Here is a 14,298-nt window from a genome sequence, read left to right on the forward strand (position 1 = left end):
GGCCATGGCATGATCGAGCCCATGCGTGAACGTGTTGTGGCCGCGTGCGACGGGGCTTCGAAGGGAAACCCGGGGCCGGCGGGCTGGGCCTGGGTCGTCGCCGACGCTTCCGAGAGCCCGGTGAGCTGGGAGGCCGGGCCGCTCGGCAAGGCCACCAACAACGTCGCGGAACTGACCGCGCTGGAGCGCCTGCTGACGGCGACCGACCCGGGCGTACCGCTCGAGATCCGGATGGACTCGCAGTACGCGATGAAGGCCGTCACGACCTGGCTGCCCGGCTGGAAGCGCAACGGCTGGAAGACGTCCGCCGGCAAGCCGGTCGCCAACCAGGATCTCGTCGTGCGCATCGACGAGCTCCTGGACGGCCGCTCGGTCGAGTTCCGCTATGTGCCCGCCCACCAGGTCGACGGTGACCGGCTCAACGACTTCGCCGACCGCGCCGCCAGCCAGGCCGCCACCGTCCAGGAGTCCGCGGGCAGCGAGCTCGGTTCCCCCGAGCCGCCGCCCGCCCCGGACACCCCGGCCAAGGCCCCGCGCTCCCGGCCCCGCGGCGGCTCGGCGCGCACCGCGAAGGGTCCCGCGTCGAAGGGCTCCTCGCGTACCATCAAGGCGAAGTTCCCCGGCCGCTGCCAGTGCGGCCGCTCCTACGCGGCGGGCGAGCCCATCAGCAAGAACGACAGCGGCTGGGGACACCCGGAGTGCCGCACGGCCGCGACCGCCTGATCAGGCGTCGAACGTGTAGTGCGGCGTGTGGTCCAGCAGATCCGCCGGGCTCGTGTCGTGCCAGGGCCGCATCGTCTCGTTGAGGTCGATCACGTTCGGCGTGCCCGAGACCGGCAGATAGCCGGAGCCGGGGTGCCGCTGCTGCCACTCGGCCCACAGCTTGTCGATGTACGCGTGGTGCAGCCAGAACACCGGGTCGTTGGGCGAGGCGCCGGTGGCCATGTGCCCGCCCACCCAGACATGGACGCGGTTGTGCAGATTGACTCCGCGCCAGCCTTCGAGGTGGTTGCGGAAACCGTCCGAGCCGCTGTTCCAGGGCGCCATGTCGTACGTCTGCATCGACAGCACCGACTCGACCTCGGCCGCCGTCGGCAGCTGGCGTCCCCCGGAACCGAGGGAGCGCCGCAGGAACGTACGCCCGTCGACCCGCACGTTGATCGCCCAGTTCCCGGCGGACGCGGCGAACGGTCCGTCCGGCACCCGGCCGTCCCGCTCGCGCCCGGTGCCCCCGAGGAAGTCGGGCGCCCACAGCGAGGCACGCGGCGTACGGTCGACGGTCCAGTCCCAGTACGGCAGGGCCACCGACGCGTCCACCGACTGGAGCGCCCGCTCGAACTCCAGGAGGAATCTTCGGTGCCAGGGCAGGAAGGACGGTGAGCGGTGGCCCGTCCGCTCGCCATTGTCGGTGTCGGAGATGATGAAGTCGTTGTGCGTCGTGACGAATTCGTCGTAGCGGCCGCTGCGCTTCAGCTCCATGAGGGCGGCGACGAAACGCCGCTTCTCGTCGGCGGTCAGGGCGGACTGGTTCTTGCGGACGGTCATGTGCGGGTGCTCCAGAGCCTTTCGGGGCGGGTCAGTTGGCGGGGAAGGGCAGCAGCGGCGCGCCCTGCAGCTCGTCCACGGCGGCGCGGGCGGCGGCGCGCGGGGTGGCCACCGGGTCGTAGTGGCTGACGACGCTGATCCAGGTGCCGTCGGCGTTACGCATCACATGCAGTTCCACACCGTCGACGAACACCGCGTAGCCGGCGCCGTGGTGGTGATGACCGGTCCCGGTGGCCGGCCGGCCCTGTATCCGGCGGCCCTTGTAGACCTCGTCGAAGGTCCCGGGGGAGTCATGGTGCCCGGTGGCGGCCGTGGCGGGTACGACGGCGGGCAGGACGCCGGCCGTCCCGGCGAGGACGGCCGCGGCGGTGAGCGCGCGGCGACGGCTGAGTTCCGGCATGCGGACCTCCTGGGTCGGTTCGGGTGTTGACCTGGGCATGCCTACCGGTCCGTCCGGTACCGGGAGAAATCCGCGCGAGCCGGTTGGCTGTGATCCGGGCAATTCCCCCTATGTCGTGCAAGGTTGAACGAAGGTGATCTTGCTGCCAGGGGTGGGGGCGCGGGTGCGGAAGGGGAAATTCCGCCCGCGAGGGGTGTCGAGGCGGTTGTTCCTCCCCGCGCGGCCCGCTGCCCGTGGCGCACGTCACGCCGCGAAAGTGGCGCGATCCGGCGGTCCGGTCCCTCGGCGGGCCCCAGGGCCGGACCTGACCTCCCGGCTGGGTGAATGACAATTCACCGGCTATGGTGAATTGTCATTCACCCGCCGCCTCGCCCGGGCGCCGCCCTACTGGAGTGCCGATGGACCGGACCGCCGCGATACGCAACCGGCTCACCGTCCCGGTGCTCGCCTTCGGCGGCATCCTCATGGCCGTCATGCAGACCGTGGTCGTGCCCCTGCTCCCCGATCTGCCCCGGCTGACCGGCGCCTCGGCGGGCACGGTCTCCTGGATGGTCACGGCCACGCTGCTGTCCGGGGCCGTCCTCACCCCGGTCCTGGGCCGGGCCGGCGACATGTACGGCAAGCGACGGGTGCTCATGGCGGCCCTCGGGCTGATGACCCTGGGCTCGGTCCTGTGCGCCCTGACCTCCGACATCGGCGTGCTGATCGCCGCCCGCACCCTGTCCGGGGCCGCCGCCGCGGTCGTCCCGCTGTCCATCAGCATCCTGCGGGACGAGCTGCCGCCGGAGCGCCGGGGCTCGGCCGTGGCGCTGATGAGCTCCACCGTCGGAATCGGTGCCGCGCTCGGCCTGCCGCTGGCCGCGGTGATCGTGCAGTACGCGGACTGGCACACCATGTTCTGGGTGACCGGCGCCCTCGGGGCCGCGGGCGTGACGCTGGTGTGGTGGGCGGTGCGGGAGTCGCCGGTGCGCGAACCGGGCCGGTTCGACGTGCCGGGCGCGCTGGGACTGGCCGTCGGGCTGGTGTGCCTGCTGCTCGGGGTCTCCCAGGGCGGGCAGTGGGGCTGGGGCAGCCCGCGTGTCGTCGGCCTGTTCCTGGCCGCCGCAGTCGTACTCGCGCTGTGGTGGTGGCTGCAGCTGAGGGCCGAACAGCCGCTGGTGGACCTGCGGTTGGTGGCCCGGCCCCGGGTCGGACTGTCCCATGTGGCCGCACTGCTCGCCGGATTCGCGTTCTACGCCAACACCCTGGTCACCGCCCAGCTCGTGCAGGCGCCCGAGGCGACCGGGTACGGGCTGGGACTGTCCATCGTCGCCACCGGCCTGTGCCTGCTGCCCAGCGGTGTGGTCATGCTGCTGCTGTCGCCCGTCTCCGCCCGGATCTCCGCCGCGCGCGGGCCGCGTGTCACGCTCGCTCTCGGGGCGGCGGTCATCGCCGCCGGGTACGCGGTCCGTATCGCCGACAGCCGCGATCTCTGGATGATCATCGCGGGGGCCACGGTCGTCGCTACCGGGACGACCCTGGCCTACTCGGCGCTGCCCACGCTGATCCTGCGTGCCGTGCCGGCCGGGCAGACCGCCTCCGCCAACGGCGTCAACGTCCTGATGCGGACGATCGGCCAGGCCTGCTCCAGTGCCGCCGTGGCCGCCGTCCTCGTGCACCACACCAGCCTGGTCGGCGGGGCTCCGGTGCCCACCCTGCACGGATACCTGCTGGCCTTCGCGATGGCCGGTGCGGTCGCGCTCCTGGCCGTCGTCGCGGCACTGTGCATCCCGGGCGACTCCGTGTCCGGCGAACCGGACGGTCCTGAACCGGCCGGGGACCGCACCCGGGGCGCGCACGACCGGGCGATGGAGGGAGCATGAGTGCCGTGAGCACTCCACCCGTCACGCCCACGCCGGCCCGCAGGGACGCCGAGGCCACCAAGGCGGCCATCCTCAAGGCGGCCCGCCATCTGCTGGCCCGGCACGCGCACGCCGACATCACGCTCAAGGCGGTCGCCGAGCGCGCCGGTGTGAGCCCGCCGCTGATCCTCAAGTACTTCGGCAACAAGGACACACTGTTCGCCCGGGTCATGTCCTTCGAGAGCGATGCCGCCGCCCTGCTGTCCGCGCCGCTCGAGGAACTCGGACCGCACATGGTCCGGCACGTCCTGGTCAGCCAGTCCGAGCAGGGCGCCGACCCGCTGCTGCGGATCGTGTTCGCGCCCCTGCACGGCGAGCAGGGCGACATCCTGCGCGCCAACTTCCGCACCCAGGTGACCGACCGCCTCACCGACCGCCTCACCGGCCCCGACGCGGGCCTGCGCGCCGAACTGGCCGTCGCCACCCTGCTCGGCCTGGGCGTGATGTACGGCATCGCCCGCGGCACCGAGGTGCGGGCGAGCACGGTCGACGCTCTGGTGGACCGCTACGCGCCCTCGGTGCAGGCGCACCTCACCCCGTAGCGCCCTGGCCGAACAGCCGGTCCAGGAAGGCGTTGCCGTAGACGCGGTGCGGGTCGAGCCGGTCCAGCGCCGCGTCCGCCTCGGCCCACTGGGCCGGACCGACCGCGGCCGGCACCACCGAGCCGAGCACCTCCTGATCGCTCCACACCCCGTCCTCCGTGTACGCCCACCCCTTGGACCATTCCACCCGGGTGAGCGCGAACCCGCCGTCGAAGGTGCGCAGCAGGAACCGCTCGATCTCGCGCAGGAACGTCTCCGCGTCCGGCGTTCCCGGCAGCGTCAGGACGTCCAGCCACACCGCCGTGTCCCACTCGGGGTGGTCCTCGCGCGGCCGGAGCGCGGACAGCAACGGCGGGCGGGCCCCGGCCACCCCGGCGTCGTCCGGCTCGTCCAGGCCGGTCACCCGGATCTCCACCGAGCCGTTGACCGGGAAGCTGCCCCGGGCCGCGTACGCCGCCAGCCGCTCCCGGTAGAAGGCGGCGAAGTCGGCCAGCACCCGCTGCACCTGTTCCCGCGAGGTCAGGACCGCGTAGCCGTCGGCATGCACCCGCAGGGTGCTCGGCTTCAGGTACAGCAGCGTGTTCTTGGACGGCCCCCAGAGGTCGGCGGACAGCGTCGTCACCAGGCCGAGCGCGGCCGCGTCGTACTGCGCGGTGCCCAGCACCGGCGCCAGATACCAGGCCGCGTCCGACGTCATCCGCCCCACCAGCTCCGCCACCGGCGTCGGGATGTTGTCGGAGAACGGGTAGTTGTACGGCCGTGTCACGCGCCGCGAGGTCAGCGGCCGGGTGGGGGAGACGCTCCACACCTTCAGCCAGGGATGCTCGGTGAAGGCGAACCAGATCGCCTCGACCCGCCCGGCCTCGTCCAGGAAGCGTGAGAAGGTATGCCCGTCGGAGCCGGGCGCGGCGAACAGCTCGCCCGCCGGGATGTCCGTACGGCTCACGCACCGCAGGTTCGTGTTCGCGCCCACCCGCAGCACCACCTCGGTCACCAGGGACCGTCCGAGATGGGTCAGCAGCGCGGCGCAGTCCGCCTCGTCGCGACGGAACGTGCGCACCACGTACGCGCCGGCCCGGGAGTCCCAGACGACCGCCGTCAGGGACAGGATCAGATTGCTGAGCGAGCCGTACGTGTGCCCGGGCCGCCGGTGTTCGCCCCGCGCGGGGACGGCCGTGCCGTGCGCGTCGATCGCCAGGGCGCCGCCCAGGGTGAGGACACCGGGAGCGGGAGCGGCCGTGACGCCCAGGCCGTGTCCCTCGAGGAAGGTCAGCAGCGCCTCCATGGTCACGCCGGTTCCGGCACGCACCGCCGTCGGCGAGTCCAGCGCCAGGCCGGTCAGACGGGGCGTGGTGTCGACGAGGAGTACGGGCGCGCCGGACGGCGTCCCCTCCGTCACGGTCAGGGGCGACCAGCCGTGCGAGGCGCCCCGGGCGCGCACCCGCCACCCGTGCCGCCACGCCCAGTTGACGACGTCGGCCACCTGTTCCGGGCCGTCCGGCGCGCAGGCCCACAGACCGTCGGCGGTGATCTCGCCGACCCAGTTCCGGTACGCCGAGCGGTACAGGGCGACGTCCGCCGGGAAGTCCGGCAATTCCGCCGCCGCGGCCGCAGGATCCGCGGGCAGGCCCGGCACGGCGGCCAGGGCGGCCGCCGTGAGGAGGAAGCCCCGGCGCGTCCAACGCGGGTCCTGCGAAGGGACGTTGCTCACTGAACCAGTAGTCACGTCGAGCACGCTAGGCGCCGGTTGACACGTGACACATTCTTGTCGCATCTATTCACTCGTGTGAGTGAATTTGGCGGGTTCGGCGGGCCGGAGCGATACCTTCCGCGCGAACCCGTGACGGATGACAGACTGACGCCCATGGACGAGCGCACATTCGACAGGTCGGGTCAGCACGCTTCCGTCGTAGGCCTGGGCACATGGCAGCTGGGTGCCGACTGGGGTGACGTCGACGACAAGGAAGCCCTCGCGGTACTGGAGACGGCGGCCGAATCCGGGGTGACCTTCTTCGACACCGCCGATGTGTACGGCGACGGCCGCAGCGAGCAGACCATCGCCGCGTTCCTCAGCGGCAGGCCGGACCTGCACGTCCTGGTCGCCACGAAGATGGGCCGCCGCGTCGACCAGATCCCCGAGAACTACGTGCTCGACAACTTCCGCGCCTGGAACGACCGGTCCCGGCGCAACCTCGGCGTCGACCGGATCGACCTGGTGCAGCTGCACTGCCCGCCGACGCCCGTCTACTCCACCGACGAGGTTTTCGACGCCCTCGACACCCTGGTCGAGGAGGAGCGCGTCGCCGCGTACGGCGTCAGCGTAGAGACCTGCGAGGAGGCGCTGACCGCGATCGCCCGGCCGAACGTGGCGAGCGTGCAGATCATCCTCAACCCGTTCCGTATGAAGCCCCTGCGCGAGGTGCTCCCGGCCGCCCGTGCGGCGGGGGTCGGCATCATCGCCCGTGTCCCGCTCGCCTCCGGCCTGCTGTCGGGCAAGTACACGCGGGAGACGGTCTTCCCCGAGAACGACCACCGCGCCTACAACCGGCACGGCGAGGCCTTCGACGTGGGCGAGACGTTCTCCGGCGTCGACTACGCCACCGGTGTCGAGGCGGCCGCCGAGTTCGCGGCGCTCGCCCCCGAGGGATACACCCCGGCCCAGCTGGCCCTGCGCTGGATCGTCGAGCAGCCCGGCGTCACGACCGTGATCCCCGGCGCCCGCTCACCCGAGCAGGCCCGGGCCAACGCGAACGCCGCCCGCCTGCCGGAGCTGTCCGGCGAGACGCTGGCGGCGGTCCGCGACCTCTACGAGCAGCGCGTCAAGGACCAGGTCGAATCCCGCTGGTAGAGACGGTCTCCCTCACGGCTTCCCACCCGGGATCCGTCACAGCACCTCTCAGGGCACCAGGAGCAGTTGCCGTTCCTGCTCCTGGTCGCCGGAGGCGACACCGTCGTCGCGGGCCGTGAAGGCCCGGGTGAGCGTGTCGCTCGCCCGCCGCACCGCCTCCGGGGTGCCCTGCACGGTGACGGTCACCGGCGCGGACAAGCGTTCGGCACTCGCCGCGGCGCTTCCGGCGTCACCGGCCTCCGCGTCGCCGAAGGTCGCCATGTGCACCGTCGCGTTGTCGTCGGCGGGAAGCTCGTCCGGCGCCCCGAACGTGCCTTCCAGGGCGCGGACGACCGCTCGTGCGTCGTCCGTGCCACCGCCGCTGAGCGTCACGGTGAGCTGCGTTCCGGACATGCGTCCACGACCTCCTCGGGTTCTGCGTCATTCGCGTCGTCCGTGTAACCGTCGCCTGATCGCTCAAACCGCCGTGCGGCCCGGGACGACGGCGTTTTACGGGGAACTCGCGGGACAGAAGGACGCGAGGCTCACACCGGGAGGAACAGTGTCGGACACGGCAGAGGGCGGGGCCAGGCGCCGGGGGCGCGACGAGACCGAGGAGGAGAGAGCGGACCGGATGTGGCAGGAGCTCATCCAGGAGGTCCGCGTGGCCCAGATGGGCGTGCAGATCCTGTTCGGTTTCCTGCTCACCGTGGTGTTCACCGAGAAGTACGACAACCTCACCAGCACGGACCAGACGATCTACCTCGTGACGGTCGTCCTCGGTGCCTGTGCGACCGGGGCGCTGATAGGGCCCGTCGCGCTGCACCGCCTCGTCTCCGGGCGGCGCGTCAAGCCGCAGGCGGTTCGGCTGGCCTCCCGGCTGACGTTGCTCGGCCTCCTCCTGCTGCTGGCCACGACGACGGCCTCGCTGCTGCTGATCCTGCGCGTGGCCACGCACGACGGCTTTGTGCCCTACCTGGTCGCCGGAGTGGTCTGCTGGTACCTGCTGTGCTGGTTCGTCCTGCCCCTGTGGACCCGGTACCGCCATACGTCGGAGTGACGGCGGTACCCGCCGGGCCCGCCCGTGGCCCCGGGGATCAGCCCCCGGCGATGACGTCCGCCAGGAAGTCGTCCACATGGACCTCCTCGCGGCCCGGCGGGACCATCTCATGGGTCTCCCGCAGGAACGCCGCGAACCCCGGGGCCCACGCGAACACCAGGGCGTGGTGGCGGCCGCCGTCGGGGCGGGCGTCACCGAGGAACTCCAGGCGCAACTCCTGCCACATGCCCCGCGACACCGGGCGGATCCGCACGTCGCCCATCCCGACCGGACGCCGCAGCCCGTCGGCGAGCATCTCGCGGTCCAGCTGCCACCGGGCGAGGACCCGCCCGTCGTGACTGAACACGAGGGTGACGGCGAACGGGTCCGCGGTGTCGTAGCTCAGGTGGGCGAGTACCGAGAAACGGTCCGTGTCACCGGCCTGGAGCTGCACCACCAGGGTCTTGTGCACGAAGGAGTTCACGAAAGGGCCTCCGGGATGAACCGACGTAGAGCCCTCTAGTACCCCTCACACGCGCAAGATGCTCAGCCCTCCGGGTGATTCCCGCGGGCACCGCGCAGGGACTCGATGCACACGGCCACGGCCCGCTGCAGCTCCTCCAGGCGCTCCACCATGTCGTCCTCGAAGAACTCCGGGGTGTCGTCGAAGGTCAGCTCCTCGAACACCTTGGTCGCCTTCTGCAGGCTGCTGTAGAACTTCGTGCGCCGCTCCTGCACCCGCAGCCCCGGGTCGGCCTCCACGGTCTCCACGACGAGGGTTTTCATCGTGTCGTATGCCTCGGTGGCCCACTCGCCGGAGTCCTCGTTCTCGTCCAGCTCGTCGATGAGCGACAGGTGCCGCTCGGCCTCCTGACGCAGATCGGCGGGCGCGTCGAGGGTCTGCCCGGCGGGCGTCTTGATCTGCCCCGACTCGGCGATCTGGCGCACGTATCCGATGCGGTCGGCCGCCCTGCTCTCGCCGGCGACGGCCTTCTTCAGCTCGTCGGTGCGCACGACGTCACGGGCCAGCTCGGCCTGCAGGTCGGGGTCCTCCCGGACCCGGTCCAGCAGGGCCTGACGGGCCGCGCGGGCGGTGGAGGGGTCGGCGAGGATCGCGGCACGCAGGGCGGTCGGATTCTCCGCGACCTCCAGCGCCTTCGTGGGCCGGATGCCCTCCGCCTCGGCGGCCTCGGTGATGGCGGTGCCGCGCTCGGAGGTGGCGCTGTTGCGGGAGACGTAGTAGCTCAGCCACACGTCCGCGTCCGGCAGTTCCACGTCCTCCCCCGGCGCCAGCGCCTCGAAGTGCGGGACCAGACCGTCGTCCGCCGCCCGGTCCCACGCCTTGTAGTAGCGCATGACGCGATCCGGGGAGCACCCGGCCAGTTCCGCGAACTCCTTCGCCGACACCTTCGGCGTCTCGTCAGCGCCCTGCCCGCCGGGCCGCACGCTGCGCGCCACCTTCAGCCCGAAGGCCCATCCTCCGGTCCGGGCGTACGCCCCGAACTCCCGCGCGTCCAGCGCGACCTGGTCGGAGACGGGCGCCGGGGAGGTCTCGGGCGGGGTGATGGCTACGGTCACGGACGACTCTCCTGAGGGGGGTTGGCTGCGTCGAGTACGTGCAGGCCAGCAGCCTATATCCACCGTCGGAGAGCCTTCGCGCCACGGAGCGCCGCCGACCTCAGCCGAACGCGTCGCGCAGCGCGGGCAGCAGGGTCTTCTCCGACCAGTCCAGGTACGCCGGCTGCGACTCGCCGCCGATCTGGACCAGGGCGATCTCGGTGAACCCCGCCTCGGCGTACGGGCGGACGGCCTCGACGAACGCGTCCGGGTCGTCACCGCACGGTATGGCGTCGGCCACGTCGTCGGGTGTGACGAACTGGGTCGCCGCCTCGAAGGAATCCGGGTGCGGCAGCTCCGAGTTGACCTTCCAGCCGCTGCCGAACCAGCGGAACTGGGAGTGGGCGCGCTTGACGGCCGTGTCCCGGTCGGGGTCGTAGCAGACCGGCAGCTGGCCGATGCGGGGCTTGCCCGCGCCGCCGTGCCGGTCGAACGCCTCCAGCAGCCCCGCCTTGGGCTCCGTGGCGATCACCAGGTCACCGAGCCGGCCCGCGAGTTCGCACGACCGCTCCCCGGAGACCGCGACGCCGATGGGCGGCGCCTCGTCCGGCAGGTCCCACAGCCGGGCCGACTCCACGTCGAAGTGCGTGCCGCGATGGTTGACGTGGCCGCCCTTGAAGAGGGCCCGGATGATCTCCACGGCCTCCTCGAACATCTCGTGCCGCACGTCGACGGACGGCCAGCCGCCGCCCACCACGTGCTCGTTGAGGTTCTCGCCGGAGCCGAGTCCCAGCCGGAACCGGCCCTCGGAGAGCAACTGCAGCGTCGCCGCCTTCTGCGCCACCACCGCCGGGTGGTAGCGGAACGTCGGGCACGTCACGTACGTCATCAACGGGATACGTGACGTGGCCTGGGCGGCCGCGCCGAGCACGGCCCACGCGTAGGGCGAATGGCCCTGCGAGCGCAGCCACGGGAAGTAGTGGTCGGAGGTCACCGAGAAGTCGAAGCCCGCCTCCTCGGCCCGCACCACATGGTCGACGAGCTCTCGGGGGCCGGCCTGTTCGGTCATCATCGTGTATCCGATTTGCACCATAACCGGCGAGTCCCCTGACAGCGGGCGTGAAAACGGCTCGATCAAGGTCCTTCGGCAGGGGGAGGATGCCTCCATGAGTGCCTCCGCCCTGCCCACCGGCAGCCCCGCCTCCCAGGGCGTCGACGCCTCCGGTGTCCACGCCTTCCTCGACGCCCTCGAAGCGGCCCCGGAGATCGAGCCGCACAGCCTGATGATCACGCGGCACGGACACCTCGTCGCCTCCGGCTGGTGGGCGCCCTACACACCCGGGCGACCCCACCTGCTGTACTCGCTCAGCAAGAGCTTCACCGGGACCGCCGCCGCCCTGGCCGAGGCCGAGGGGCTGCTCGACTTCGACGCGCCCGTGATCTCCTACTTCCCGGAGTTCGAGGCCGACATCACCGACCCCCGCAGCCGCGCCATGCTGGTACGGCACGTGGCGTCCATGTCGAGCGGCCACGAGCGGGAGACCGTCGAGGAGACCTACGGGCTGGACCGGGCGGAGCCCGTGCGCGGGTTCCTGCTGCTGCCGCCCGACCGTGACCCCGGCACGGTCTTCGCCTACAACCAGCCCACCACCTACACCCTCGCCGCGATCGTCCAGCGGGTGACCGGGCAGCCCCTCACCGAGTATCTGCGCCCGCGGCTCCTGGATCCGCTGGGCATCGGCGAGGTGTTCTGGCAGCGGGACCGCGCCGGCCGCGAGATCGGCTACAGCGGTCTGCACGCCACGACCGACGCCGTCGCCCGGCTGGGTGAGCTGTATCTGCGCGACGGGGTCTGGGAGGGCAAGCGGCTGCTGCCCGAGGGGTGGGCGGCCCGGGCCGCGCGTCCCCACATCCCGACCGCCGGTGCCATGGGAGACATGGACCGGCAGGACTGGGACCGGGGCTACGGCTACCAGTTCTGGACCTCCCGGCACGGCTACCGGGGAGACGGCGCGTACGGCCAGTTCTGTCTGGTGCTGCCCGAGCACGACGCGGTGATCGCGACGACCGCGGCGACCGAGCGGATGCAGGACTTCCTGAACCTCGTCTGGAAGCATCTGCTGCCCGCCTTCGGCCCCGGGCCGCTGTCCGGCCGGGAGACCGCCGACGCGGCCCTGCGTGAGCGTCTCGCCGGGCTCGCGCTGCCGCCCGCTCCGGGCAGTCCCGTACCGCCCGGAGGTGCGGAGGACTGGGCCGCCGCCGAGTTCGGCTCCCCGGAGGAAGACGGCCCGGCCTGGTCGGCCGGGCTCGTACCTGACGCGGACGGCTGGACGCTCGGGCTCACCGAGGGCGAGAGCCGGCTGGACCTGCGGATCGGGAAGGCATGCTGGACGGTGGCGGAGGAGCCGCTCCCGACCGCGGTGAGCGGCGGCTGGACCGATGCCGGCACGCTGGCCCTGGAGGTGGTGTTCCTGGAGACTCCGCACCGCCTGGAGCTGACGTGCTCCCTCGCGGACCGTACGCTCACCGCGCGCTGGCGCACGGAGCCCCTGCGTCCCGGCCCGCTCACCTCCCTGCGCGCACCGCGCGGCTCAGTCTGAGCCGGGCCGGAAGGTCTTGAGGACGGTGCGCAGCGTCTGCTCGTTGGCGCTGTCCTCCCAGTCGGCGGCCGGGGTCGTCCAGCGCAGCGAGAAGCTCCGGCCCTCGCCCAGCAGGATGCCCCGGCCGAAGGTGCGCACGCGGGTGTCGCCGACGTCCGCCGTCCACTCCATGTCGGCGGCCTCGCGCCCCTGGTACGTCGTCGCGCGGATCGCGCCGATCCGGTCGTAGTCACCGGACTGCTTCAGGTTCGGTTCGACGTCGTCCCGCCACACGGCCACGGGGTCCGGGCCCGCGTCCGCGCTGAAGGTGACGGCCAGCGTGCGGTCGTCCCCGTCGGCGCCGAAGACGACCCGGTACGCCAGGCCTTCGCGGTCGGTGTCCAGGCGCTTCCAGTCCTCGGGCAGCGCGACGGAGAAGCCCTCCGGCGCGTTGTAGCGGTGGAAGCCGGGCGGCAGGCCGGTGGCCGGGGCGGACGGCGTGGGCTCGGGGGACGACGGGGCGGGCGTGGGGGAGGAGGGCTTTTCCGTCGGGCTGGGCGTCCGGGGCGGCTCCGGAGCGTCGCCGCCGGTGCTCTCGCCCGGCGAGGCGGCGGAGGCGGGCGGCCGGGCCGGCGAGTCGGCCGCCTCGCTGCCGGTGTCACTGCCGGGCAGCCCCTGGGTCGCGGCGAGCACGGCGACCGCGACGGTGACCACGGCCAGGGCCGTCCCGGCCACCATGGTCCGTCTGCTCCAGGCCGGGGTCCCCGGCAGCATGGCGGCATAGGAGCCGCGCAGCCGCGGGGCCCGCGCCGACCCCAGGGCCGCTTCCGGGTCCTCGCTGAGCGCGCGGGTCAGCGCCTCACGGACCACCGGGCGGGTCAGCCGCTCCCGTGAGTCTTTGCGGAGCAGCCCCTGCACGACCTGGGTGAGCGGCCCGGAGCGCACCGGCGAGCGCAGCGGCAGCCGGTCCACGGCCTTCAGGGTGTTCTCCGGGCGCCCCCGGTCACGGAAGGGCGGGCGTCCCTCGGCCATCGTGTAGAGGATCGCGCCCAGCGCCCACAGGTCGGCCGCCGGGCCGATGCGCTCGTCCCGGGCCTGTTCCGGAGAGGCGTAGGCGGGGGCCGTGAGCCGGGGCGCGAGGGTGGCGCCCGCCAGGCCGTAGCCGGTGACGACGACCGAGTGGTCCTCGCGGACGAACACCTGGCCGGGGCTGAGTTCGCCGTGGGTGATGCCTTCGGCGTGCGCCGCGTCCAGCACGTCGAGCAGCTCCAGGCCGACGCGCGCGGCCCGCACGTAGTTGAACGTGCCCTGCTCCGAGAGGAGTTCGCCCAGGGGAGTGCCGTCGATCCACTCGTTGACGGTCCACAGGGCACCGGCCTCCTCGACGATGTCGACGACCGTGGCGATCCTGCCCGGGCACAGCAGTGCCATGTTCTCGGACGTGCGCAGCAGCCGGGCGGAAGCCCGGCGCTCGGGCTCGAGCGGGTCGTCCGGAAGCCCGATCTGGGTGACGAGACACGGCCGCGAGACCTCGCCGGCGCCGGTGTCCTCGGCGTACCAGCAGATGCGGTTGGTCTCGCGCTGGATGATCTCGAGCAGCCGGTACCGGCCGGCGACCAACTGGTGTGTGGAGACGTGCGCCCTGCCCATGGCCATCCCTCGACTGGAAACCTGGCTTTCAACCTTTTCCAGAGGTACGGGGAGTGAGGCGCACTCCGTTCAATCGGAGAGCAACTCCGTGTTCATTCTTGTCTTTTGTTCAAGAGACGGGGGCAAGTGTGCGAGGAAAAACGGTCTTTCACGGGCTCAGGGCCCCCTTACCTCTGCCGCCCGGGCCGCCATGGCGCGGAGAATTCGCCCCGCCTCCGCCCCCGGATTCGCAAATTCCGGGCTGGCCTGGTGGTAACC

14 protein-coding genes are annotated in these 14,298 nt (G+C 72.2%); 6 read left to right on the plus strand and 8 right to left on the minus strand.

What is annotated here, in order from left to right; translation table 11 throughout:
* The first annotated feature begins 9 nt into the window (after positions 1 to 9).
* Positions 10 to 723, plus strand: a complete 714-nt coding sequence (locus ACFT32_RS13235) for a ribonuclease H (protein WP_382488524.1) — start codon at positions 10 to 12, stop codon at positions 721 to 723.
* On the opposite strand, the gene ACFT32_RS13240 is transcribed toward ACFT32_RS13235, so the two are convergent.
* Both ACFT32_RS13240 and ACFT32_RS13245 read right to left on the minus strand, forming a co-directional pair.
* The gene (locus tag ACFT32_RS13240; RefSeq protein ID WP_382488525.1) at positions 724 to 1,545 is read right to left on the minus strand and encodes a tyrosinase family protein; all 822 of its coding nucleotides are present in this window, start codon (positions 1,543 to 1,545) and stop codon (positions 724 to 726) included.
* A 31-nt stretch (positions 1,546 to 1,576) separates the two neighbouring features.
* Positions 1,577 to 1,945 (minus strand): tyrosinase cofactor, encoded by a 369-nt coding sequence (locus ACFT32_RS13245; protein ID WP_382488526.1) that lies wholly within the window; start codon positions 1,943 to 1,945, stop codon positions 1,577 to 1,579.
* 398 nt (positions 1,946 to 2,343) lie between these two features.
* Between ACFT32_RS13245 and ACFT32_RS13250 the strand changes: the two genes are divergently transcribed.
* A complete protein-coding gene (locus ACFT32_RS13250) occupies positions 2,344 to 3,807 on the plus strand; it encodes an MFS transporter (RefSeq protein ID WP_382488527.1) in 1,464 nt (487 codons plus the stop codon).
* Positions 3,804 to 4,388, plus strand: a complete 585-nt coding sequence (locus ACFT32_RS13255; RefSeq protein ID WP_382488528.1) for a TetR family transcriptional regulator — start codon at positions 3,804 to 3,806, stop codon at positions 4,386 to 4,388. Before ACFT32_RS13250 ends, ACFT32_RS13255 begins: the two co-directional genes overlap by 4 nt.
* On the opposite strand, the gene ACFT32_RS13260 is transcribed toward ACFT32_RS13255, so the two are convergent.
* On the minus strand, positions 4,378 to 6,114 hold the full coding sequence (locus ACFT32_RS13260) for a cholesterol oxidase substrate-binding domain-containing protein (protein ID WP_382488529.1): 1,737 nt from the start codon (positions 6,112 to 6,114) through the stop codon (positions 4,378 to 4,380). The genes ACFT32_RS13255 and ACFT32_RS13260 overlap by 11 nt on opposite strands.
* A 138-nt stretch (positions 6,115 to 6,252) precedes the next feature.
* On the opposite strand from ACFT32_RS13260, the gene ACFT32_RS13265 reads away from it, so the two are divergent.
* Complete coding sequence (locus ACFT32_RS13265; RefSeq protein WP_382488530.1) at positions 6,253 to 7,236, plus strand: aldo/keto reductase; 984 nt, start codon at positions 6,253 to 6,255, stop codon at positions 7,234 to 7,236.
* Positions 7,237 to 7,284: 48 nt separating this feature from the next.
* Here ACFT32_RS13265 and ACFT32_RS13270 read toward each other — a convergent pair whose 3' ends face one another.
* Positions 7,285 to 7,629 (minus strand): hypothetical protein, encoded by a 345-nt coding sequence (locus tag ACFT32_RS13270; protein WP_382488531.1) that lies wholly within the window; start codon positions 7,627 to 7,629, stop codon positions 7,285 to 7,287.
* Between the two features lie 148 nt (positions 7,630 to 7,777).
* On the opposite strand from ACFT32_RS13270, the gene ACFT32_RS13275 reads away from it, so the two are divergent.
* Positions 7,778 to 8,275, plus strand: coding sequence for a DUF6328 family protein (locus tag ACFT32_RS13275; protein ID WP_382488532.1), 498 nt, complete (start codon positions 7,778 to 7,780; stop codon positions 8,273 to 8,275).
* Positions 8,276 to 8,312: 37 nt separating this feature from the next.
* Here the strand turns inward: ACFT32_RS13275 and ACFT32_RS13280 are convergent, their stop codons facing one another.
* The 3 genes from ACFT32_RS13280 to ACFT32_RS13290 form a co-directional block, all read right to left on the minus strand.
* On the minus strand, positions 8,313 to 8,738 hold the full coding sequence (locus ACFT32_RS13280) for an SsgA family sporulation/cell division regulator (RefSeq protein WP_382488533.1): 426 nt from the start codon (positions 8,736 to 8,738) through the stop codon (positions 8,313 to 8,315).
* 62 nt (positions 8,739 to 8,800) lie between these two features.
* Positions 8,801 to 9,832, minus strand: a complete 1,032-nt coding sequence (locus ACFT32_RS13285) for a hypothetical protein (RefSeq protein WP_382488534.1) — start codon at positions 9,830 to 9,832, stop codon at positions 8,801 to 8,803.
* A gap of 100 nt (positions 9,833 to 9,932) precedes the next feature.
* Positions 9,933 to 10,904, minus strand: coding sequence for an LLM class F420-dependent oxidoreductase (locus tag ACFT32_RS13290; RefSeq protein ID WP_382488535.1), 972 nt, complete (start codon positions 10,902 to 10,904; stop codon positions 9,933 to 9,935).
* A 73-nt stretch (positions 10,905 to 10,977) separates the two neighbouring features.
* Between ACFT32_RS13290 and ACFT32_RS13295 the strand changes: the two genes are divergently transcribed.
* A complete protein-coding gene (locus ACFT32_RS13295; protein WP_382488536.1) occupies positions 10,978 to 12,411 on the plus strand; it encodes a serine hydrolase domain-containing protein in 1,434 nt (477 codons plus the stop codon).
* Here ACFT32_RS13295 and ACFT32_RS13300 read toward each other — a convergent pair.
* Complete coding sequence (locus ACFT32_RS13300; RefSeq protein ID WP_382488897.1) at positions 12,403 to 14,040, minus strand: serine/threonine protein kinase; 1,638 nt, start codon at positions 14,038 to 14,040, stop codon at positions 12,403 to 12,405. The two genes, ACFT32_RS13295 and ACFT32_RS13300, sit on opposite strands and share 9 nt — an antisense overlap.
* Between the last annotated feature and the right edge of the window lie 258 nt (positions 14,041 to 14,298).

This window comes from Streptomyces sp. NPDC057002 (assembly GCF_042673825.1).
In the GTDB taxonomy this organism is placed as follows: domain Bacteria; phylum Actinomycetota; class Actinomycetes; order Streptomycetales; family Streptomycetaceae; genus Streptomyces.